The organism is Streptomyces sp. NPDC002698, assembly GCF_042888945.1.
Classification (GTDB): domain Bacteria; phylum Actinomycetota; class Actinomycetes; order Streptomycetales; family Streptomycetaceae; genus Streptomyces.
This window is the reverse complement of the sequence record NZ_JBIAQM010000006.1, coordinates 88,148-108,817: the sequence shown is the minus strand read 5'-3', so window position 1 is coordinate 108,817 and position 20,670 is coordinate 88,148. Positions and strand designations below refer to the sequence as shown.

Sequence of the window (20,670 nt, the reverse complement as noted above, 5' to 3'; positions counted from 1 at the left end):
CGGTGTTCGGCAGTGAGGGAACGTCAGGCGGCGTTCGACGCGTGGCCCCGGCGGGCCTCGCGCGCGCCGGGCGCGGCCATGCGCGTCCGGCGGACCGAGAAGAACTCGTCGGTGGCGTACTGGGAGTTGAGCTGGGCGAACAGCCGCTGGGCGGTCGCCGGGTCGAGGTCGCCGGACTCGTACTGGTGGACCTGCCGGCGGGCCAGCGCGGCCTGGAGCCACTCGCCGTCGGCGAAGAACTCGTCGAGGTGGTCCCGGTTGAACAGCCACACGCCGAGGGCCGCGACCTTGGCGTGCAGGGCGCTCAGTTCCTCCGCAACCCGGATCAGCCGGGGCGGGGTGGACTTGGCGGAGGCCGACGGCCGCGCGGGCAGCCCGGCGCTCCACCGCCGCACCTCGTCGACGCGCGCGAGCAGCGCGTCGAGTTCGTGGCGCAGTTCCTCGGCCCGGCCGCGCAGGTCGGCGAGCCGCTCCGTGTCACAGCCGGCGGACGGTGACACCTCCGCGAGGCGGGTGATCAGCGCGGGCAGGCTGGCGAACGTGGCGTCCCTGCCGCGTCCGAACACGCTCACCCGGTGCGGCTCGAAGAGGGGCAGTTCGGCCCGCAGGTCGTACAGCGCCCGCCAGCCCTCGTCCGGGGTGTGCCCATGCGCCTTGGCCAGGGCGGGCAACTGGAGCGCGAGGCTGTCCAGGCAGACCGGCTCGCTGCCGTCGAAGACGGACACGACGGCGCCGTCGCGGAGCATCTTCTGGAAGGTGCCCATGTGTTCGGCGGCGCGCATGAAGTACCGGGCGCCCAGCGTGCGGGCCAGCGCCTTGCTGTTGAAGTCGACCAGGCGGGCCACCTGCACCTTCGCCAGGTTCGCCCAGATGCTGAACTGCTCGGTGTACAGGTGCAGTCCGCGCATCGCGACGATGCTCTCGCACTCCGCGACGAGCAGGCTCAGGTAGGCGTTGGCGAGGGATTCGGTGACGTACGGGATCTCGGTGGCGGGGCCGTCGTAGAGGATCCGCTCCGACAGGAACCCGGTCACCGTCCGCAGCATGGTGTCGCCCGTGCCGAGCGACAGGCCGGTGCAGAAGGTCCGGGTGATCAGGAGGCCGCGCAGGGCCAGTTCGAGTCCTTCGCCCTCGGCGCCCAGCCGGGCCGAGGCGTCCACCCGGGCGCCGTCGAAGGCGATTCCGCTGATGTCGCAGCCGCGCAGGCCGTAGGTCGGGACGCGGGGGACCCCGGTCACCTCGCCGGAGAGGATCTGCGACCGGTCCACGAGGAACATGGACTGCTGCCGCTTGGCCGGTGTGGTCTCGTCGCCGGTGGTTCCGAGCAGCACCACGTGGGTGGAGGTCCGGCCCCGGTTGATCGGCCACTTCTCGCCGGTCAGGACGTACTGTCCGCCGTCCGGGGTGGCTGTGAACCGGTTCGCGGCCAGGTCGGCGCCGTGTTCCGGCTCGGAGTAGGCCAGACAGGGGACGACCCCGGTGCCCAGGATCGTGGCCGCGTGCTTCTCCTGCTGCTCGGCGTCCCCGCCGATCCAGGCGAGCATCATCCAGACCTGGGTGCTCTCGCTCACCGCGACGTTCATGTCCCGGCGGGCGATCACCCTGGTCAGCATGAGGATGTCCTCGGCGGCCCGGAGATCACCGCCGAGTCGTTCGGGAACGAAATAACGGTTGAATCCGAAAGCACGGACCTGTTCGATTCCGGCGGACGGCAGCTCGTCCCGTTCGTCGAGCTCGAGAGCGCCGGCGAATGATAAAGAGTTCCGCTCCACCGCGGGGTCGCCGAGCCAGTCCTCCAGGGCTTCGGCGAGGGCGGTGCTTGATTGTTTCATCGAGCGTTTCCATTCCATGCTGGAGAGGACGCGGGCGTCGAAAGGCAGCCCTGTCCGAAAACGGCCGTGGTGATGGAAGGCCGTGACAAAACAGCACACGGTGCGACGCGCGTAGCGCGGCACGGTGCGACGTGTCAGGCCTGAGAAGTCGAATGAAGTCGGATCAGTGATGGATGCCGTGCCGGCGACGGCAGGCGGATGATGAACGCCTGACCGGCGCTACAGACCGGTGATGGACGCCGGACCAGTGATTTCAGGCCGGTTGTGTCAGACCGGCACTGTGGGACCAGTGGTGTGGGGGCAGCGCGTACGAGCGCGCTTTCCCCGGCGTCAGCGTTGTCCGCGACAGCATCTGATCGAAAAATTAACCATTTCTGTTTTCCCCCGTTGCGCTAAGCGCTTCTGTTTTCCCCGTGCGTGCCCAGGTTGCTTATAGCGATGTTCTAGCCAGGCAATTCAGGAGCCTAGCAGGCGCGCCATGGCAACCCATGTGATGCGAGCCACAAGGGGGGCTTCGCCGCCTTGATCGAGGGCCCGATTCCGTGCGTGGTCATCGAATGGCTGACCTCGGCCATTTCCGGAGAATGATCTGTTCCATTTCCCCGTATGCGGACCGTGATGGTCCGTTCGATTTTGCGTCGATGTAACGAGGGTGTCCCGGCTCCGTTTGCGGACGGATGAATTCCGATCGGCCCGAAGTCTGCCGCGAGGTGGCCGCCGTTGCGGAGCGGAGGGCCGCGGTCGAGGCGATCCCGCCAGGGGGAGGGGTTCCGTGCCGAGGGAACCGTTGTATCTTCGATAGTGGAGACTGCCACGATCTAAGGAGTCGGCTCATGGTGCGCAGCGGTAACGCCGAGCAGCACGGGGCGTCCCCCCGGAAGGACTTTCTCATCGCCGAGCGGCCCGGCTACCTGCTGCACAAGGCGGGGCTGGTGCTGGTGGAGGACGTGGAGAAGGCGCTGGCCGGGGTCGGTATGCGCATCCGCGACTTCTTCGTGCTGGCCGCCCTGGCGGGCGGTCCCGAGCTCTCGCAGCAGGACCTGAGCCGGCTGCTCAATCTCGATCCGACCACGGTCGTGACGGTGATCGACGAGATGGAGCGCAACGGGCATGTCGAGCGGCGGCGCAATCCGGCCGACCGGCGGCGCTACAACCTGATCCTCACGGACTCCGGCCGTGCGGCCCTCGCGACGGCGGACCGGGTGGCCACGGAGGTCGAGTCCGCGTTCTTCGGCGCGCTCGCGGAGGACGACCGCGACGCGCTGCGCAGGATGCTCGGCGTCCTGATGGCGGGCCGCTGGCCCGCCTCCGTCTGCTCCGACTGACGCTCGCTTCCCCTCCAGGAGCCCGCGGTGCCGTGTCAACGGCGCCGCGGGCTTCTGTCGTTCCCGGCGCCTGTCACTCCGGGTGACCGTGCTCCGGCGAAGGGCAGGTCGCCGGTCCGGCCGACCCATCGGCCGCTACCGAACGTCACGGACGTTGACGTATGGCTTTCCAATCATCTAGATTTCCATCATCTAAAGATCCAGCTGATTGGAAGGTTCTCGCATGTCCGCAGAACGCGCTCCGTCGCCCACTAGGTGGTGGACACTCGGGATCGTCGCGTTGGGCTCGTTCATGCTGATGCTCGATCTGAGCGTGGTCTCCATCGCGCTCCCGCAGATTCACCGGTCCCTGGGCGGCAGCTTCGCCGACCTGCAGTGGGTGTTCGACGCCTACGCCCTGACGCTGGCGATCTTCCTGGTGGCGGCGGGCTCGCTCGCCGACCGGATCGGCCGCAAGAAGGTCTTCCAGGTCGGCTTCGCCATCTTCACCGTCGCCTCGCTGGCCTGCGGTCTGGCCGACGGATCCGGGCAGCTGAGCTGGTTCCGCGCCATCCAGGGTCTCGGCGCCGCCATCATGTTCGCGGTCGGTCCGGCGATGCTCAGTCACGAGTTCCACGGCAAGGAGAGGGCGACCGCCTTCACCGCTTTCGGTGCCGCCGTCGGTCTCGCCGTCGCCACCGGCCCGCTCATCGGCGGCTCGCTGATCAACGCGCTGTCCTGGCGCTGGATCTTCTACATCAACGTGCCGGTCGGCGTGCTCGCCCTCCTCGTCGGCGCGCTGCGCGTGCGTGAGTCGCTCAACAAGCGGGCCCACCCGACCGACTGGACCGGTCTCGCCACCTTCAGCCTCGCGCTCGGGGCGCTGGTCTTCGCCACCATCCGCGGCCCCGTGGAGGGCTGGACCAGCGGCACCACGCTCGGTCTGTACGCGGCCAGCGCGCTCTTCCTGGTGCTCTTCGTGGTCATCGAGCGCCGGCTGGGCGAGCGGGCCCTGATCGACCTCGCGTTCTTCCGCAGCCCCACCTTCGTGGGCATCTCCCTCGTCGCCATGATCGGCAACGCCGGAGCCCTGCCGTCGGTGTTCTTCGAGACCAGCTACCTGGAGAACATGCTGCACGTGGACGCCTGGGGCACGGGCCTCAGGTTCCTGCCGCTGACCGGCGCGATGTTCGTCGCCGGCGCGCTCGGCGGCGGGCTCATCGGCAAGGTCCCCTTCCGGGTGCTGCTGGGCGGCTCCACCGCGGTCATGGCCGTCGGCATCCTGTTCCTGAACCTCACTGAGGCCGATTCGTCCTGGACCGTGCTCGTCCCGGCGCTGGTGATCTCCGGCTTCGGCATGGGCGCCTTCAACCCGGCCAGGGCGGCGCTGGCCATCGGCGTCACGGAACCGGCCAAGGCCGGTGTCGCCTCCGGCATCAACGAGACCTTCCAGCAGGTCGGTATCGCGGTCGGTATCGCCGGCGTCGGCGCGTACTTCCAGCACAGCGTGGCCGACGACTTCACCTCCTCCGCGGTCGGCAAGCAGATGGGGAACGGCGCCGCCGAGGAGGCCGCGCACGGCATCAGCGCCGGCTCCCTCGACGCCGTCGCCAAGGCTTCGGGCCCCCTGCACGACAAGGTGCTGGCCACCGGGCAGGACGCGTTCATGAGCGCCTTCCACGGCGCCATGACCCTGAGCGCGATCCTCGGATTCATCGCCGCGGTCATCGGCTTCACGATGCTGCGTACGAAGGATCTGCACGCCAGCGCGCTGTCGACCATTCCGCCGGACGTCGACGAGGACGGCGAAGTGCGGTCCGACGGTTCGCCGGACGTCGCGGTGGGCGCCCCGGCCTGACGCCGCCGTCCCTCCGGAACCCCGCCCCGGTGGCCTCTTCCCCCGCGCCACCGGGGCGGCTCACCGCTGTCCCGACCCGCACCCCCGAGGTGCGGGTCAGTGGCCGTCCCGGTCGTGGGACGAGACCCGGATCGTCTCCTTGTGGAAGTAGGACGGGCGGAACGCGCTGTACAGGAGCATCAGGACGGCTCCGAGCAGAAGGGCGCCGACGCCGGTGACGAAGACGCCGCCGAGTTGCCAGTGCGGCGGGAACGGCAGGGTCCACGAGGTGCTGCCGTAGTCGGCGGCGGCGTACACGAAGCAGGCGTTGACGAAGAAGTAGAGGAGCATCAGGCCGCCCAGGCCCGGCATGATCCCGCGTGTCCAGAGGTCGTGCGGGCTGCGGGTGAGGACCCTGCGGTAGTACCAGACGCAGGCGAAGCCCGTGAGCCCGTAGTAGAAGGCGATCATCAGGCCGACCGAGCCGATGGAGTCGGCCAGCACGTTCTCGCTCGCCCTGGTCAGCAGGACGTAGAAGACGATCGAGGCGATGCCCATGCCCACGGTCGACCAGGTCGGGGTCAGGAACCGGGGGTGGATGCGGGAGAAGCGCTGCGGGATGGCCTTGAACGCGGCCATGGACAGCGTGGTGCGGGCGGTCGGCAGGATGGTCGTCTGCGTGGAGGCCGCCGCCGAGGTCAGGACCATCACGATCAGGAGCTTGGTGGCGACCGTGCCCCAGCCCCCGGTGCCGAAGACCTCGGCGCCGAGACTGGAGAGGACGTCTCCGGAGTTGTCCGGGTTGCCCAGGCCGATGCCGTGCTCGCCGACCCCCGCGAAGGCCTGCGCGGACGTGGTGACCATGAGGTAGACGAACAGCAGGATGACGGTCGACATGACGGCCGCGCGGCCGGGAGTGCGGTCGCGGTCGACGGTCTCCTCGTTCACGGACACCGCGGTGTCCCAGCCCCAGTAGATGAACACTCCGGCGAGGATGCTCTTGGTCAGGTCGTCGAACGAGTCGATCTCGAAGGGGTTGAACCACGACCACGAGATCTCCGAGGAGACGTCCGGCGCCGTGCCCCCGTACACCTTGACCAGCGCGGTCACCGCCAGCAGGCACAGCACCACGATCTCGATGCTGAGCAGCGCCTTCTGGAGGTTGGCCGAGAGCTCGATGCCGATGTAGCAGACCAGGGTCATGACGGCGATCCACAGCACGCCGACGAAGGTCACCCAGAACGTGTCCTGCGCCAGCCCGTCCGCGCCCACGAGCTGGAAGCCGTACGCGCCGGCGATCTGGGCCAGGTTGGCCATCACGATGATGTCGGCCGCGACGATGCCCCAGCCGCCCAGCCAGCCGGTACGGGGGCCGAAGGCCCTGGCCGCCCAGGTGAACGTGGTGCCGCAGTCGGGATCGGCCCGGTTCAGCTCCTTGTAGCCGTAGGCGATCAGGAACATCGGGACGAAGGCGAGGAGGATCACGATCGGCGACTGGAAGCCCACGATGCCGACGATGATGCCGAGGGTCGCCGCGAGGCTGTAGGCGGGGGCCGTGGAGGCCAGCCCGATCACGGTGCTGGAGAACAGGCTCAGGGCGCCGCCCTTGAGACCCTTCTCCGTGGTCCCGGGGCCCAGCGGTGGCAGTGGCGCGGGCGGCGGGACGGATGGTGAGCTCATGACGCCCTCCGGACCTGGTGGCGCCCGCCCGCCGAGGTGGACCGGGCGCACGCTGTCCCCGGCCCGGGGAGCCTCGGGCATCCCGGGGATCGCCGGGGACCGGGCCGCTCCCACCAGCATGAACCCGCTCGCCGACAACCGGTAGTCGAGCCGCGTCCGGGGCGGCTGTCGCACCTTCGAGCTCCCGCGCGCCGGACGGGACGGAGAACCCGCCGCCGGCGATCGAGGAGTTCCGGGCGGGGCCGGAATTCGCCCGCCGCAAGGAAACAGGCGCTCCTGAACACGGACGTATGTGCCTAGATCAGGATGTACGCGCGGCGGACCTGACGGCGTACGTGAGGGGTCATCCCGGTGAACGACTAGCATCGCGGCACAGTTGTCGGCCGGGATGGGGTGGGTGTCGTGTCGCAGGCGGAGGAGGGGCCGCGGATCGCCGTTGCCGTGGTGACCATGGGCAACCGGCCCGTCGAGGTCGACGCGTTGCTCACCTCCGTGGCCAAGCAGGACGTGGCCCCCACCCGGATCGTGATCGTCGGCAACGGCTGCCCGCTGCCGGAGTTCGCCGAACGCCTCGGCCTGCCGGGCGAGGTGACCACGGTCGAACTGGACGACAACCTCGGCTGCCCCGGTGGCCGGAACGTGGGCCTGAGCCGTCTCCGTGAGTTCGGGGACGTGGACGTGGTCGTCGAACTCGACGACGACGGGCTCCTGGTGGACGCCGACGTGCTGCGCAAGGTGCGCGATCTGTACGCCGCCCGGCCGCGGCTCGGCATAGTCGGCTTCCGCATCGCCGACGAGCACGGGGAGACGCAGCGCCGCCATGTGCCGAGGGTCGGGGCCAAGGACCCGATGCGCGGGGGGCCGGTCACCGGCTTCCTCGGAGGCGGCCACGCGCTGTCCATGCCGATGCTCGCCGAGACGGGGGACTGGCCCGCCGAGTTCTTCTTCGCGCACGAGGAGACCGACCTCGCCTGGCGGGCGATCGACGCCGGCTGGATCGTGCTGTACGAGCCCGGACTGCTCCTCCAGCATCCCAAGACCTCGCCCGCCCGGCACGCCATCTACTACCGGGTGACCGCCCGCAACCGGGTCTGGCTCACCCGCCGCCGCCTGCCCCTGGCGCTGATCCCCGTGCACCTGGGGATCTGGATCGTGCTCACGCTCCTGCGGACGCGGTCGGTCGGCGGACTGAGGGCCTGGTTCGGCGGGTTCGCGGAAGGGCTGCGGCGTTCCGGCGGAGAGCGGCGCCCGATGCGGTGGCGGACGGTCTGGCGGCTCACCCGTCTCGGGCGTCCGCCGGTCATCTGAACCCGGCTCGCCGGTCACGTACGCCGGTCACGTAGGCCGGTCCTGCGCGGGATTCCTCCACGGGAATCCCGCCGGGGGTGCGGTACGAGGGTTCTTGTACGGGTTCCGTGCGGGGGTTCGGCACGGGATTCCGTACGGGTTCCGCACGGAATCCGTACGGGAATTTCATACGGACGGAGGCCCCGGTCGATCACCTCGACGACCGGGGCCTCTCACGTCCCCGGATCCGGCCGCGGCGGCGACACTCCCCCGAGTTACGCGTAGTACGCGCGCACCGTCGGGCCAGATCCGATGAAATGATCAAATCAGCCCGCGCCAACGGATCGCTAACATGAGGCCAACGGTTCCCTCGGGAACGATCACTTGGTCGGCGTGAACTCGTCCTGGGAGGGCGTGAAACCGCCGTGGTGCGCGGCCGGCGCGGCCGGGCGGAGAGGCGATGGGGCGGCGTAATGCGGAACGGGCTGCGGTTCGGGCTGCTGGGGCCGCCGGTCCTGTACGGCGCCGAAGGCGAGATCGGCTCGATCGGCAGCCGGAAGACGCGTGCCCTGCTGGCCGCGCTGCTCCTCGAACCGGGCCGGGTCGTCTCCGTCGACGTGCTCAGGGACGCGCTGTGGGGCGGGGCCCCACCCGCCTCCGCCCAGGCGTCCCTCCAGAACCATGTGACCCGGCTGCGCCGTCTCCTCGATGATCCGGAACGCCTGCGCGCGGTACCGCCGGGGTACGTCCTGCGGGTCGGCGAGGGCGAGTTGGACGTCCGCGTCTTCGAGCGGCACGCCACCGTCGCGCGCGACGCGTACGCCGAGCGCGACTGGGGGCGGGCGCTGCGCGAGTCCACCGCCGCGCTCGCGCTGTGGCGCGGCACCCCGCTCAGCGGCCTGCCGCCCGAGACCGGCGGGCACGCCTTCGTCCAGCGGCTGGAGGAAGCCCGGCTGCTCGTCCTGGAGTGGGGGTACGAGGCGGAGCTGCGCCTCGACCCGACGGCCTCCCGGCTCGACCGGCTGGCACCGGAACTGGCCGCCCGCACGGCCGAGCATCCGCTCCGCGAGTCGTTCCACCGGTTTCTCATGCTCGTGCTGCACCGCACCGGACGGCAGGCCGAGGCCCTCGCCGTCCACCGCGATCTGCGGGCCCGCCTGCTCGACGAACTCGGCATCGAGCCGGGACCGGCCGTGCGCAGGGCCCACCTGGAGATCCTGCGGGACACCGACCGGGTCCCCGGTGGCGTCCACACCGGCGACGTGACCTCGGGCGGATCCGGCGCCGGAGACCGCGCCGTGGACGGGAGCGGACCCCGGGACGGTGCGGGGCGCGGGGGCGGTGACCGGGGCCGGGACGAGGGCCGGGAGAGGGACGGCGACCGGGGTCGGTACGACGGCCGTGACCAGGGCCGGGACCGGACCGCGGCCGGCAACGCTGACCGGGCTCGGAGCAGGGCCGGCGACGGGGACGGCCATTGGGCCTGGACCGGCGATGGCGACGGGGACGGGGACGGTGATCGCGATCGGGCTCGGAGCAACGACGGTGACGGGGCCGTGGCCGCCGACGGGGGCAGCGGCAGCGACGGAGACACCGGCCGGAGCACTGGCCGCGAGGACGACGGCGGCCGGGTCGGGAACGTCGGCCGGGTCAGCGGTGACGGTGGCCGGGACGGGAACGCCCGCCGCGATGGCGATGGCGATGGTGACGGGGGCCGGTTCGGGAACGTTGGCCAGGTCGGTGGCCGGAACGGAAGCGTCGGCCCGCACGGCGATGGCGTCGGTGGCCGGGACGGGAACGCCGGCCGCGACGGTGACGGTGACGGTGACGGGGGCAGGTTCGGGAACGCCGGCCGCGACGGCGACGGCGACGGCGACGGCGGTGGCGGTGGCGGTGGCCGGGACGTGGGCGGTGGGACGGCGGAGCCCGCGGCCGAGTCCACCCAGGTCGAGAAGGGCGTCACCTCGCCTCCCCGCCCCGCCCAACTCCCGCCGCCCCCGGCACACTTCACCGGGCGCGAAGACGTCCGCGACCGGCTGCTCCAGATCCTGGACCCGGAACACTCCGTGCGTCTCACACACCCGGAGGACCCGGCGCACCCGGACTGCGGGCCCACCGCGAGAGCATCCGCAGGCGCGTCCGCCCGTGCATCCGCCCGTGCGTCCATGGCACCCGGATTCGGTGCCACGACGATCCCCGGGGCGCCCGGCCTGACAGCCGACGGGACAGCCGACCGGGCGGCCGCCGGGGTGAACTCCGGTCGGGCGGACGGCGATACGCGGGGCGCGGGGTACGGCGGCCGCCCCTTCGGCGGTGACCCCGTCACCGGGCTGCCCCGTGTCGCGGTGATCAGCGGAATGGCGGGCGTCGGCAAGAGCGCGCTCGCGCTGCATGTCGCGCACGGACTGCGGGAACGTTTCACCGACGGCCAGCTGTACGTCAACCTGCACGGCGCCACCCCCGGCATGACCCCGCTCACCGCCGGTCAGGCGCTCGCCGCGCTCCTGCGCGACCTGGGGGCGGAACCCCGGCGCATCCCCGAACACCCCGACGCGGCGGCGGCGTTGCTCCGGTCGATGCTCGCGCCCACCCGCACCCTGATGGTGCTGGACGACGCGGCGCACGCCGCCCAGGTGCGGCCGCTGCTGCCGGCCGGCGCGGGCTGCGCGGTGATCGTGACGAGCCGCTCGCCGCTCACCGCGCTGGACGGCGCCGACCGTTTCCCGCTCGCGCCGCTGACGGACGAGGACAGCGCGGCCCTGCTCCGCGCGGTCTCCGGCCGCCGGGACGGACTCGACGGAGGCCACCCCCTCGTCGAACTGACCGGCCGGCTGCCGCTCGCCCTGCGCGTCGTCGCGGCCCGTCTCGCCGCCCGCCGCGCCCTGACCCCCGACGTTCTCGCCGGTCAACTGGCCGCTACGGAAGGCCGGTTGCACCATCTGGAGTACGACGATCTGAGCGTGCGCCGTTCGCTCGCCGTCGCGCACGACGCGCTGCGCGCCTCCGAGCGCGAGGCCGACCGGGACGCGGCGCTCGCCCTGTGCCGTATCGGCGCGCTCGACCTGCCCGCCTACGGAGCCGCCCTCGTCGCCCGCCTCACCGGCACCGACGAACGCCGCGCCGAGGCCGCGCTCGACCGCCTCGTCGATGTCGCCCTCCTGGAGGAGACCGCGTACGGGCGGTACGCGCCGCACGATCTCGTACGGGATTTCGCCCGGGAGATCGCGGGCGCGGCGGAGTGCGTCGTCGCGGGCCTCGCGGCTGCCGGGGCCGTTCCCGGAGGTGAGGCCGTCGCCGCCCGGGGCGGAGGGTTCGCCGCCGGTTCCGGCGGTGACGGTCCGGCCTTCCCGGGCGGTCACGGCGGTGCCGTACCTCTCGGTCATGACGCGGTCGTCGCCGAGCGCGCCCTGCGCTGGTACGCCGGTGTCGCCGCCCGCTCGCTGGAGGCGATCCTCGAACCCGGTCTCGACCGGGAGGACCGCGGCAGGCCGACCTCCTCGCAGCCGGCCGGGCACGCGGCGGACGTGGCGGCCGCGCCCCCGTTCCGCTCCGGGCGGGAGGCCTTCGCCTGGGGCGACACGGAGCTGGCGAACGTGGTCGCGCTCGCGGAGCGGCACGCGCACGGTTCGCCGTATTTCCCCCTGCTGGCCCGCTTGCTCAATCCGTACGTCCAACGCAGTGGCCGAGTGGCCGAGTTGGAGGTCCTTCAGCGGTCCGCGCTCGCGGCGGCGCGTCTGCTCGGCGACGAGGCCGCCGAGGCGTACGCGCTCGGCGACCTCGGGGGCCTGCACTTCATGACGGGCCGGGTGGGCGAGGCCCTCACCCTGAACGACGAGGCGCTCGCGATCTGGAGCCGCCTCGGGGTGCGCTCCTGCCAGCGGCGGGCGCTGAACAACCGGGGCATGCTCCTGGAATCCCTCGGCCGTCATACCGAGTCCGGCGAGGCTCTGCTGCAAAGCCTCGAGTTCTCGCGGGAGTTGGGCGACCCGCACATGGAGGCCATCACCTACAGCCACCTCGGCAACCTGTACGAGCACACCGACCCGCGGGCCGCCATCGATCACCACAAGCGCAGTCTCGCGATCGGTGACGCCGTGCAGGACGTGATCATCCGGCACTCCGCGCACTGCAACATCGGCTACGCCCACCTCACGCTCGGCGAACCGGCCGCCGCCGTACCGCACTTCGAGGAGAGCCTGCGCATCCTGGGCGGCCACGGCGACTGGCACGGCGAGTCACAGACCAGGCTCGGCCTGGTGCGGGCCCTGCGCGGTGTCGGCCAGTGGGAACGGGCCACGCGCGAGTGCGATCTGCTGCGCTGCCGCGCCGACCGCCGCGCCGACCGGTACACCGGAGGCCTCGCCCGTCACCAGGCGGGCCTGCTGCTGCGGGAACGCGGCGACGCCGAAGCGGCCTACCGGGAGTGGACGTCGGCCCTGGAGGCGCTGGAGGACACGGACAGCCCGGTGACCGGCGAACTGCGGGAGCTGCTGGCACGGCAGACCGCCCGATGACGGGCGGCACCGCGGAAGCTTCCGGGACGGCAGACCACCCGATGGCAGGCGGACCTACGGCGAAGGCGCCAGGCGGACCGACAGCGAAGGCGCCAGGCGGACCGACGGTGAAGGCGGTCCGCGTCTCAGACCGCCCGGCGGCGGGCCGGCCGCGTCATTTCGCGTCCGCGTAGCACCGTACGACCGCCGTCGTGAAGGGAAAGCGCACCGGTGTCTGCCCGAACGTGAGGCGTCCCGCGACTTCGGCCGCGTCGCGGATGGCGGCCACCACGGTGTCGGCCTCCTCGGCGGGGCAGTGCACGATCACCTCGTCGTGCTGGAAGAAGACCAGCTCGGCGGCGAGCCCGGAGCAGGTGCGGCGCAGTGCCGCCAGCACCAGCAGGGCCCAGTCGGCGGCACTGCCCTGCACGACGAAGTTGCGCGCGAACCGTCCGCGGGCGCGGGAGTCGGAGGACGCGTAACCCGGCACCCAGCCCTGGTCGACGGTGGTGTCGACGGGATCGTCCTGCGGGATGCCCGCCTCGTCCCCGCCGCCGTCGCCCGTCCCGGCGGCCGGAGGGCAGGTCCGCCCGAGCCAGGTCCGCACCAGGCGCCCCTCCTCGCCCGCGCGGGCCGCGTCGTCGACGTACGCGACCGCCTTGGGGAAACGGCGGCGGAGGAGGGCGAGGTTCTTCAGGCCGTCGCCGGAGGTCTGGCCGTAGACGGCGCCGAGCACGGCGAGTTTTGCCTGCGCCCGGTCGCCGGAGAACGCCCGGTCCGACACCGCCTGGTAGAGGTCGCTCTCCCGGCCCGCGACCTCCATCAGGCCGGGGTCGCGGGAGATGGCCGCGAGGATGCGTGGCTCCATCTGGTCGGCGTCGGCGACGACCAGCCGCCAGCCGGGGTCGGCGACGACGGCACGCCGGATCACCTTGGGGATCTGGAGCGCGCCGCCGCCGTTGGTCACCCAGCGTCCGGTGACGGTCCCGCCCGGCAGGTACTCGGGCCGGAACCGTCCGTCGCGCACCCAGTCCTGGAGCCAGGACCAGCCGTGGGCGACCCAGATCCGGTACAGCTTCTTGTACTCGATCAGCGGTTTCACGGCCGGATGGTCGATCGACTCGATCTCCCACCGCCGGGTGGACCTGACCTTGATGCCGGCCTGCGCGAACGCCTTGACGACGTCGGCCGGCAGGTCGGGTCTGACCCGTCGTCCGAACGCGGCGGACACTTCGTCGGTGAGCTCGGCGAGGCGCCGGGGCTCACCGCCTCCGGTGTACCGCTCGCCGAGCAGTTCGTGCAGCACGTCCCGGTGGACGTCCGCGCTCCACGGCAGCCCCGACCGGTTCATCTCGGCGGCGACCAGCATTCCCGCGGACTCGGCGGCCGTCAGCAGTCGCATGCGGTCCGGGTGCGCGGTCTCGCCATGGCGACGCTGCTGGTCCGCGTAGACCGTGAGGAGATCCGCCAGCGGCACGCGCACCGGGCGGGGCTCGAAGAGGGAGGACTGCGAACCGGGCTCGGCGGAACGCTGCGGCGGGTCGGGCGGCACGGGGCCGCCGCGCAGTCTCGCCAGCGCGGCGGCCGCCGACCGGGGCTCGCCGAGCCGCCCCTCGTGTCCGAGCAGCAGGGTCTCGGCGGCCTCCATGTCGTAACACCGCTCCACTCGCACCCCCGTGGCGAGCAGTCGCGGATAGACATCGGCCGTCGACCGCCACACCCACCGGCTCACGTCCGGCCGGGCCCGTACGGCCTCCGCGAGGTCCGCCTCCCGGCGGACCTCCCCCGTGGGCAGCCCGTCCGGGCCGAGGGCGGCGATCTCGACGCCACCGTCCTCGGCCGGCGCGAGAGCCCAGCGCTCGGTCATGCCTCCGAGTCTCGCAGGGGGGTCTGACAACGGCCGCGAGCGCGCCGCGGAGGACTCGGCGGTGGTTCGGGGCCCGTGCCCCCGTGTCACCCGAGCCCTACTGGTCCTCCTGCTGTCCCTTCACCGCGATGACCTCCAGCACGCGCGTGAGGTAGGCCTCCGTCGCCGTCTTGTCGATGGCGAGGCCGCTGAGAACGCCCTCGCCGTTCTCGAACTCCAGCAGGGCGAGCAGGATGTGCTCGGTGCCGACGTAGTTGTGGCCGAGGCGGAGGGCCTCGCGGAACGTGAGTTCCAGGACCTTCTTGGCGGCCGGTCCGTAGGGGACCAGCTCGGGGACCTCGGCGGCGGCGGGCGGGAGCGCGGCGAGGGCCGCCTCGCGGACGGCGTCCAGGGTCACGCCCTGTGCGGTGATCGCCTTCGCGGCGAGCCCCTCGTCCTCGGACAGGAGGCCGAGGACGAGGTGCTCGGGGAGTCCCTCCGCATGCCCTGCGCCCTTCGCCGTGTTGTGCGCGGCCATGACCACGTTCCGGGCGCGGGGTGTGTAGCGGCCGAACCCCTGGCTGGGGTCGAGGTCCGCCTCCGCCTTCGGCACGAACCGCTTCTGCGCGGCCTGCCGGGTGACGCCCATGCTCCTGCCGATGTCCGTCCAGGACGCCCCCGAACGCCGGGCCTGGTCCACGAAGTGCCCGATCAGATGGTCGGCCACGTCGCCCAGGTGGTCCGCGGCGATCACCGCGTCCTGGAGCTGGTCGAGCGCGTCGCTGTGCGCCTTCTTGATGGCCTCGATGAGGTCGTCGAGGCGCACGGATGCCTTGCCGGGTGAGTTCGTCGTCATGTGTCAACGGTAGGTTGACAGTACGGGAGTGTCAACCCGAAGTTGACAGTTGGCGCGGTGTCGACGCTCCCGTGTGGTGCGGAACGCCCGCACGGCGTCGGCGGGGAGCCCTCGGAGGGGGAGCGTGGTGGGGTGTCCACCGCTCCGATTCCGGCGGGCGGCGCGTTGTCCACAGGGTGTGGACGAGTCGGCGGCCACGGCGCCGGGGCGTACGTAGGCTCCCGGTCCGCCCGTGACACGATCGGGGGATGAGTACGTCCAGCACCGTGGAGCGCGCCTTCGCGGCCGCCCTCTACGCCGACACCGACACCTCGCTCGACGCCGGAGCCTCCGCGCTCGCCGCCGATCCGGCCTCCGACGCCGAACTCGCCCGGCGCGGTGCGGAGTTCGTCGCGGCGGCCTGGCGGCGCGGCTGGCAGCCCGCGGATGTCGTACGGATCGTGCGGCGCGACCTGGACGACGTGCACGTGCGTCTGCTGATCTCCCTGGTGCTCGAGGAGAGGGAGGGCGACCGCGCGCCCCGGGGTGCGCGCTGGGCGGCCCAGCTCGACGAGCTGGAGGCCGAACCCCACGACCTCCGGGCCGACCGTTTCTCGCGCGCCACCGCGACCCTGGAGCTCTACCGCCTGCTCCTGCGCCTGCCCTCCATCGAGCCGCTGGAGCCGCCCCGGGCGCCGGTCACGGCCTCCGCCCCGCAGGAGACCCGCATGCTCACCCGCATCCGCGCCCTGCTGGCGAAGGCGGAGGCGACCGGGTTCCCGGAGGAGGCGGAGGCGCTCAGTGCCAAGGCGCAGGAGCTGATGGCGCGGCACAGCATCGACGAGGCCCTGCTCGCGGCGCGGACCCACGCGAAGGACGCGCCCGGCGCCTGCCGCATCGGTGTCGAGCCGCCGTACGAGACGGCCAAGGCCGTGCTCCTGGACGCGGTCGCGGGGGCGAACCGCTGCCGGGCCGTGTGGAACGACGCCCTCTGCTTCTCGACCGTCGTCGGCTTCGAACCCGACCTGGAAGCGGTCGAGCTCCTCTACACCTCGCTCCTCGTGCAGGCCACGGCGGCGATGACGAAGGCGGAGGCGGCGCAGCGGGCGGGCGGCCGCAAACGCACGAAGACCTTCCGGCAGTCGTTCCTGGCCGCGTACGCGCACCGGATCGGCGACCGGCTCGCGTCGGTCGCCGAGGAACAGGTGACCGCCACGGAGGGGGAGCTGCTGCCGGTCCTGGCGGCCCGTGACGTGGCGGTCACGGACCATCTGGACCGGATGTTCCCGGAGACGGTGACGACCCGGATGCGCGGGGTCACCGACGAGGCCGGATGGCACGAGGGTGCCGCGGCGGCGGACCGGGCCCAGGTCCGGGGCAGGCGCCCGCTCCCGTAGGGAGACCCGCGGCCACTGGCGGGGCGCCGGCTGCCGTGGGGCGAGCCGCGGCCGTCGCCGGGGCGCCTGCTGCCGTGCGGCCCCACGGCCCGTGGTCCCGGGCAGGGGCTCGCTCGTCAGTCGCCCGCGTGCTGGAACGGCGTCACGGAGGCGTTCGGCTCGGTCGCCGAGCCCTTCCCGGCCACCGGACCGAACGACCACGGGAAGCTCTGCGTGGTGTCGGCGCCGGGCAGGCCGATCTTCAGCGTCTTCGCGGCGAGGGTCTTCGCGTCGCCCTCCGCGCCCCGCACGTAGGTGATGGTGAAGGACGCGGTGTCGTCCTTGGCGAGGGTGAGCTCCTGCGACGCCGCGGACTCGTCCGCCGCGATCTCCGCGGAGGTGCCGTCCGCCTCCACGGTGAGTCCGGGGAAGCCCTTCAGGGTGCACCGGGCGCCCTTGTTGGTGAGGGTGACCGGGACGTTGCCCGTGTCCCCGGCGGCCGTGGCGGGGTTCGCGGGACCGACCTGGATCCCGGCGTCGCCGATCGCGCATGCGGCGACGGCGGCCTTCTTCGCCGGTCCGGACGTGTCGCCGGACTTCCCGGAACCGCTGGAGCTGCCGGAGCCGCCGCCGTCGCAGGAGGTCAGGGCGAGGGCCGCCGCGAGGACGGTGACGGCGATGGGCAGAGCGCGCATGGGTTCCCCTGGGAGTCGTGACGATGTGCATGGATCATCACGCACGGAGGTCCGCCGAGGTCGCGCACCCCTCCTCGTTCACCCGCACGGGACCGGTATCGCCCGATATTGATCGCGGACTTTCCCGCTGTGCCGGAACGGGCCGGCCGCGATCCCGTGGGGTGCGCGGCCGGGCGGTCAGGAGCCCAGGCTCGCCGTGGGCAGACCCGTGGGCAGCTTTCCGCCCTCGCTCCTGGTGTACGTCTCCTTGCCGAGGGCGCCCTCCCAAGTGACCGTCAGGGTCGTACCGCTGACGGAGTCGACCATGCCGACGGCGCGCTTCTTGTTGCCGTCCGTGCAGGTCAGGCGGATCATCCGCATGCTCGCCTCGTCGGACGACGTTCCGCTGCACACGGTGCCGCCGGTCGCGAAGAGGCCCGCCTGCTCGCCGTTGACCATGAGCACCACGGCCTTGCCGTCCGCGGTGGTGAGCCAGCTCCCCTGGAGTTTGCCGCCCGCCGCGGACGTGGCACCGGAGCCGCCGCCCGTACCGGCGCCGTCCGTCGCGGACGTGCTCGGGCTCGCCGACGGGTCCCCGGAGTCGTCGCCCCCGCCGCTGCAACCGGTCAGCACGAGCGCCGCCGCCAGTCCCGCGGTCGCGGCCGCGATACGCGCGTGGCGGGACGGGAAGGTCGCCGTAGTCACTGAAGCCCCCAAGGGTGGGATGGATGCGGGTCGCCCGAACGATCGCAGCAAGCTATCAGGAGGACCTGGGGACCCCCTCCGGGAATCCGGCGTGCGGTTGCTCACGGGCGTGTGCCAGGGGCGGGGACAGGGACGGGGGCGGGAACGGGAAGACGCCATGGGTAGGAGATTCCCTACGGTTGACGTGTAGGGAATCTCCTACCTATTCTTTGAGCCATGAACATCACTCACGCCTCCTTCGTCACGCTTCCCGTCGCCGACCAGGACCGGGCCCTTCGCTTCTACAGGGACGTCCTCGGGTTCGAGGTCACCGCCGACCTGGACATGCCGCCCGGCCGGTGGCTCCAGGTGGCGCCGAAGGGGGCGCGGACCGTCTTCACGCTCTCGGGTCCGGGGATGGGGGATTTCACGCCCGGAGAGACTCGGGGGATCATGTTGGTGACGACCGATGTCGACGCCGACTGCGCGCGGCTCGCCGCCGCCGGTTTCACGGTGGAGGGTCCCGACGACCTTCCCTGGGGCCGCATGGCCTCGTTCCGGGACCCTGACGGCAACGGTCTGATGCTGGTCACGGAGAAGGCCCTGGAGTCGGCCTCGGAGTAGGAACGGAAGGTGCTGAGCGCGCCATGACGGGGATCGGGGCCGGGCCGGGGGCCGCAGCCGGAGTGCGTGCCGGAACGGGAGCCTCCGTCGGAGCCGGAGCCGGAGCCGGAGCCGGAGCCGGAGCCGCCGTCGACGCTCCCGCGGCCCGCGAGGACCAGCTCTTCGCGGCGCTCGCCAACTCCACCCGTCGTGAGGTGCTCCGGCTGCTGCGTGAGCAGGGGCCCCAGCCCGTTCAGGCGCTGGCCGACCACTTCGCCATGCGGCGCCCCAGCCTCTCGGAACACCTCAAGGTGCTCCGGGAGGCCGGACTCGTGTCCGAGGAGCGCTCGGGCCGGCAGCGCATCTACCGCCTGGAGGCCGCCCCGCTCGCGGACGTCCAGGACTGGCTCCATCCGTACGAGCGGTTCTGGCGCGACAGGCTGAAGGGCCTCGGCGACCTCCTGGACCGCATGCCCGACGATGCCGAGACATGAACCCCGATCCGCAGGGCGCGAACCCCGACCCGCAGGGCGCGAACCCCGATGCTCGGGGTCCGGTCCCCGACGACGACCTGACGACCATCCGCGTCGCCCAGTTCCTGCCGCATCCGCCCGCCAAGGTCTGGCGGGCGCTCACGGAGCCCGAACTGCTCGCGCAGTGGCAGATGCCGGGGTCCGAGGACTTCCGGCTCGAAGTCGGTCACCGGTACACGCTGACCGCCGTCCCGCGCCCCAACACGAACTTCTCCGGCACCGTTGACGTGCGGGTTCTCGCCTACGAGCCGCAGCGGATGCTGAGCGTCCGCTGGGCCGACGCGAACGCGCGGCGACCGGCGGACTGGACCATTACCTGGACGTTGGAACAGGAAGGGCGCGGTACGCGTCTCTTCCTAGTACACGAGGGATTCGATCCGGACGATCCCACACAGATGATGGCGCGGAAGATCATGGACGGGGGCTGGAGGTCGCATGTGATGCGATCTCTGGGGAATGCGCTGGACCGGATGTAGGCCCGTACCGCACTCCGGTGAGGTGCAGGCCGTAGTCGGGCGAACGACAGCCGGTAGTCAAGGGCCGGTAAAAGCTGTAACCGCAGGACCACCCCGCGTGCACGTGCATCTGCCCATGCATCTGCACATGAACAGAGCTATGATCCGAGTCAGTTGACTACTGCATCTATGGCCACCTCAGCCACTGCACGACCGGGGAGCGACCTGTGGACCACGACGTGTTCGACGTGGATGACGTGTACGACGGTATGGCTGAATTCGTGTACAACGGCATGGCTGCGACCGAGCTTGACGGCGTCGCCTGGCAGAAGAGCAGGCACAGCAACTCACAGGGTTCCTGCGTGGAGTTCGCGCGGCTGCCCGGCGGTGACGTGGCCGTGCGGAACTCGCGGTTCCCCGAGGGGCCCGCGCTCGTCTACACGCGTGCCGAGATCGAAGCCATGCTCCTGGGCATCAAGGACGGCGAGTTCGACCACCTGGTCGCGGGCTGACCGCAGTGATCGCGAGCTGTCCCGAACCGGCCGGTCACGGGAGGGTGGCCACGGTACGGATGACGTAAACCGAGGGTGAAGTTCACTCAGCGTTCCGTAACGCGCGTAGAACCGCGGCGCCAAAAGGCGCCGCGGTCGTTATTCGGAGGTGGGCACGGCCGTCCCCGGCTGTGCTCCCAGCCGGAACAGCGCCCAGACGACCTTGCCGCTGAGCGTTCCGGCGAGCGGGTGCCAGCCCCAGCTGTCCGAGAACGAGTCGACCAGGAAGAGGCCGCGCCCCGACTCCGCCGCGAAGTCGTCCGAGTCGCCGGCGACCGGACTCTCGTGGCTGGGATCGCGCACCGCGCACACCAGTCGTGAGGTCCACCTCATCAAGTGCAGCCGTACGGGCGGCCCTTGGTCGTCCTTGCGGGGGGTGTCCGCGGGCAGCGCGTGCCGCAGGGCGTTGGTGACGAGTTCGGAGACCACCAGGCAGACGTCGTCGAAACGGTCGCCGATCTCCCACTGTTCCAGCGTTCCGCGGGTGAACTGCCGGGCCTCGCGCACCGCTTCGTAGCGGGCGGGCAAGGCGCACGAGGCGGCGCTGGACACCGCCGCGGGATCGAGAGGCGGAAGTCCCTGCCGTAAGGGTTCGAGCATGGTCGATCCATTCGTCCCCATGCGAGGCACTCCCGGGTGTTCGCGGTCGTTGCGATGCAGCGGTGGCGCGGGGACCATGG

At 71.7% G+C, this 20,670-nt stretch carries 17 protein-coding genes; 10 read left to right on the top strand and 7 right to left on the bottom strand.

The genetic code is table 11. The features are described 5' to 3' along the window. Positions 1 to 23 precede the first annotated feature (23 nt). Positions 24 to 1,832 (bottom strand): acyl-CoA dehydrogenase family protein, encoded by a 1,809-nt coding sequence (locus ACFYW9_RS11445; RefSeq protein WP_389147836.1) that lies wholly within the window; start codon positions 1,830 to 1,832, stop codon positions 24 to 26. 833 nt (positions 1,833 to 2,665) lie between these two features. Between ACFYW9_RS11445 and ACFYW9_RS11440 the strand changes: the two genes are divergently transcribed. Both ACFYW9_RS11440 and ACFYW9_RS11435 read left to right on the top strand, forming a co-directional pair. Next, positions 2,666 to 3,157 (top strand): MarR family winged helix-turn-helix transcriptional regulator, encoded by a 492-nt coding sequence (locus ACFYW9_RS11440; RefSeq protein ID WP_326786364.1) that lies wholly within the window; start codon positions 2,666 to 2,668, stop codon positions 3,155 to 3,157. Positions 3,158 to 3,380: 223 nt separating this feature from the next. Beyond that, a complete protein-coding gene (locus tag ACFYW9_RS11435) occupies positions 3,381 to 4,994 on the top strand; it encodes an MFS transporter (protein ID WP_389147832.1) in 1,614 nt (537 codons plus the stop codon). 96 nt (positions 4,995 to 5,090) lie between these two features. Here ACFYW9_RS11435 and ACFYW9_RS11430 read toward each other — a convergent pair whose 3' ends face one another. Continuing rightward, positions 5,091 to 6,653 (bottom strand): APC family permease, encoded by a 1,563-nt coding sequence (locus ACFYW9_RS11430; protein WP_389147829.1) that lies wholly within the window; start codon positions 6,651 to 6,653, stop codon positions 5,091 to 5,093. On the opposite strand from ACFYW9_RS11430, the gene ACFYW9_RS11425 reads away from it, so the two are divergent. From ACFYW9_RS11425 to ACFYW9_RS11415, 3 genes are all read left to right on the top strand, one after another. Continuing rightward, complete coding sequence (locus ACFYW9_RS11425; protein ID WP_389147826.1) at positions 6,652 to 6,798, top strand: hypothetical protein; 147 nt, start codon at positions 6,652 to 6,654, stop codon at positions 6,796 to 6,798. The two genes, ACFYW9_RS11430 and ACFYW9_RS11425, sit on opposite strands and share 2 nt — an antisense overlap. Before the next feature lie 248 nt (positions 6,799 to 7,046). Then, positions 7,047 to 7,961, top strand: a complete 915-nt coding sequence (locus tag ACFYW9_RS11420) for a glycosyltransferase family 2 protein (RefSeq protein WP_389147823.1) — start codon at positions 7,047 to 7,049, stop codon at positions 7,959 to 7,961. Positions 7,962 to 8,413: 452 nt separating this feature from the next. Then, positions 8,414 to 12,454: a BTAD domain-containing putative transcriptional regulator gene (locus ACFYW9_RS11415; RefSeq protein WP_389147820.1), complete on the top strand. Its 4,041-nt coding sequence runs from the start codon at positions 8,414 to 8,416 to the stop codon at positions 12,452 to 12,454. A gap of 154 nt (positions 12,455 to 12,608) precedes the next feature. On the opposite strand, the gene ACFYW9_RS11410 is transcribed toward ACFYW9_RS11415, so the two are convergent. Further along, the gene (locus tag ACFYW9_RS11410; protein WP_389147817.1) at positions 12,609 to 14,300 is read right to left on the bottom strand and encodes a bifunctional 3'-5' exonuclease/DNA polymerase; all 1,692 of its coding nucleotides are present in this window, start codon (positions 14,298 to 14,300) and stop codon (positions 12,609 to 12,611) included. Between the two features lie 97 nt (positions 14,301 to 14,397). Continuing rightward, complete coding sequence (locus tag ACFYW9_RS11405; protein WP_389147814.1) at positions 14,398 to 15,135, bottom strand: Clp protease N-terminal domain-containing protein; 738 nt, start codon at positions 15,133 to 15,135, stop codon at positions 14,398 to 14,400. 248 nt (positions 15,136 to 15,383) lie between these two features. Between ACFYW9_RS11405 and ACFYW9_RS11400 the strand changes: the two genes are divergently transcribed. Then, positions 15,384 to 16,511, top strand: coding sequence for a DUF2786 domain-containing protein (locus ACFYW9_RS11400; protein ID WP_389147811.1), 1,128 nt, complete (start codon positions 15,384 to 15,386; stop codon positions 16,509 to 16,511). Between the two features lie 116 nt (positions 16,512 to 16,627). Here ACFYW9_RS11400 and ACFYW9_RS11395 read toward each other — a convergent pair whose 3' ends face one another. Continuing rightward, entirely contained in the window at positions 16,628 to 17,185 is a 558-nt protein-coding gene (locus tag ACFYW9_RS11395) for a DUF4232 domain-containing protein (RefSeq protein WP_389147808.1), read from the bottom strand. 177 nt (positions 17,186 to 17,362) lie between these two features. Further along, the gene (locus ACFYW9_RS11390; protein WP_389147805.1) at positions 17,363 to 17,869 is read right to left on the bottom strand and encodes a hypothetical protein; all 507 of its coding nucleotides are present in this window, start codon (positions 17,867 to 17,869) and stop codon (positions 17,363 to 17,365) included. A 216-nt stretch (positions 17,870 to 18,085) separates the two neighbouring features. Between ACFYW9_RS11390 and ACFYW9_RS11385 the strand changes: the two genes are divergently transcribed. The 4 genes from ACFYW9_RS11385 (at position 18,086) to ACFYW9_RS11370 (ending at position 19,951) form a co-directional block, all read left to right on the top strand. Next, the gene (locus ACFYW9_RS11385) at positions 18,086 to 18,472 is read left to right on the top strand and encodes a VOC family protein (protein ID WP_351866284.1); all 387 of its coding nucleotides are present in this window, start codon (positions 18,086 to 18,088) and stop codon (positions 18,470 to 18,472) included. A 23-nt stretch (positions 18,473 to 18,495) separates the two neighbouring features. After that, complete coding sequence (locus ACFYW9_RS11380; RefSeq protein ID WP_389147801.1) at positions 18,496 to 18,945, top strand: ArsR/SmtB family transcription factor; 450 nt, start codon at positions 18,496 to 18,498, stop codon at positions 18,943 to 18,945. Next, the gene (locus tag ACFYW9_RS11375; RefSeq protein ID WP_389147798.1) at positions 18,942 to 19,460 is read left to right on the top strand and encodes an SRPBCC domain-containing protein; all 519 of its coding nucleotides are present in this window, start codon (positions 18,942 to 18,944) and stop codon (positions 19,458 to 19,460) included. The genes ACFYW9_RS11380 and ACFYW9_RS11375 overlap by 4 nt, the downstream gene beginning before the upstream one ends. A 206-nt stretch (positions 19,461 to 19,666) precedes the next feature. Continuing rightward, positions 19,667 to 19,951, top strand: coding sequence for a DUF397 domain-containing protein (locus ACFYW9_RS11370; RefSeq protein WP_328670649.1), 285 nt, complete (start codon positions 19,667 to 19,669; stop codon positions 19,949 to 19,951). A gap of 138 nt (positions 19,952 to 20,089) precedes the next feature. Here the strand turns inward: ACFYW9_RS11370 and ACFYW9_RS11365 are convergent, their stop codons facing one another. After that, on the bottom strand, positions 20,090 to 20,611 hold the full coding sequence (locus tag ACFYW9_RS11365) for an ATP-binding protein (RefSeq protein WP_351866274.1): 522 nt from the start codon (positions 20,609 to 20,611) through the stop codon (positions 20,090 to 20,092). Positions 20,612 to 20,670: the final 59 nt, after the last annotated feature.

What these genes read in the sequence shown, in the direction of transcription:
- ACFYW9_RS11375 (WP_389147798.1), top strand. Translation starts at nt 18,942, where the DNA reads ATGAACCCCGATCCGCAGGGCGCGAACCCCGACCCGCAGGGCGCGAAC.
- ACFYW9_RS11400 (WP_389147811.1), top strand. Translation starts at nt 15,384, where the DNA reads ATGAGTACGTCCAGCACCGTGGAGCGCGCCTTCGCGGCCGCCCTCTAC.
- ACFYW9_RS11365 (WP_351866274.1), bottom strand. Translation starts at nt 20,611, where the DNA reads ATGGGGACGAATGGATCGACCATGCTCGAACCCTTACGGCAGGGACTT.
- ACFYW9_RS11445 (WP_389147836.1), bottom strand. Translation starts at nt 1,832, where the DNA reads ATGAAACAATCAAGCACCGCCCTCGCCGAAGCCCTGGAGGACTGGCTC.
- ACFYW9_RS11425 (WP_389147826.1), top strand. Translation starts at nt 6,652, where the DNA reads ATGACGCCCTCCGGACCTGGTGGCGCCCGCCCGCCGAGGTGGACCGGG.
- ACFYW9_RS11430 (WP_389147829.1), bottom strand. Translation starts at nt 6,653, where the DNA reads ATGAGCTCACCATCCGTCCCGCCGCCCGCGCCACTGCCACCGCTGGGC.
- ACFYW9_RS11380 (WP_389147801.1), top strand. Translation starts at nt 18,496, where the DNA reads ATGACGGGGATCGGGGCCGGGCCGGGGGCCGCAGCCGGAGTGCGTGCC.
- ACFYW9_RS11410 (WP_389147817.1), bottom strand. Translation starts at nt 14,300, where the DNA reads ATGACCGAGCGCTGGGCTCTCGCGCCGGCCGAGGACGGTGGCGTCGAG.
- ACFYW9_RS11415 (WP_389147820.1), top strand. Translation starts at nt 8,414, where the DNA reads ATGCGGAACGGGCTGCGGTTCGGGCTGCTGGGGCCGCCGGTCCTGTAC.
- ACFYW9_RS11385 (WP_351866284.1), top strand. Translation starts at nt 18,086, where the DNA reads ATGAACATCACTCACGCCTCCTTCGTCACGCTTCCCGTCGCCGACCAG.
- ACFYW9_RS11440 (WP_326786364.1), top strand. Translation starts at nt 2,666, where the DNA reads ATGGTGCGCAGCGGTAACGCCGAGCAGCACGGGGCGTCCCCCCGGAAG.
- ACFYW9_RS11405 (WP_389147814.1), bottom strand. Translation starts at nt 15,135, where the DNA reads ATGACGACGAACTCACCCGGCAAGGCATCCGTGCGCCTCGACGACCTC.
- ACFYW9_RS11395 (WP_389147808.1), bottom strand. Translation starts at nt 17,185, where the DNA reads ATGCGCGCTCTGCCCATCGCCGTCACCGTCCTCGCGGCGGCCCTCGCC.
- ACFYW9_RS11435 (WP_389147832.1), top strand. Translation starts at nt 3,381, where the DNA reads ATGTCCGCAGAACGCGCTCCGTCGCCCACTAGGTGGTGGACACTCGGG.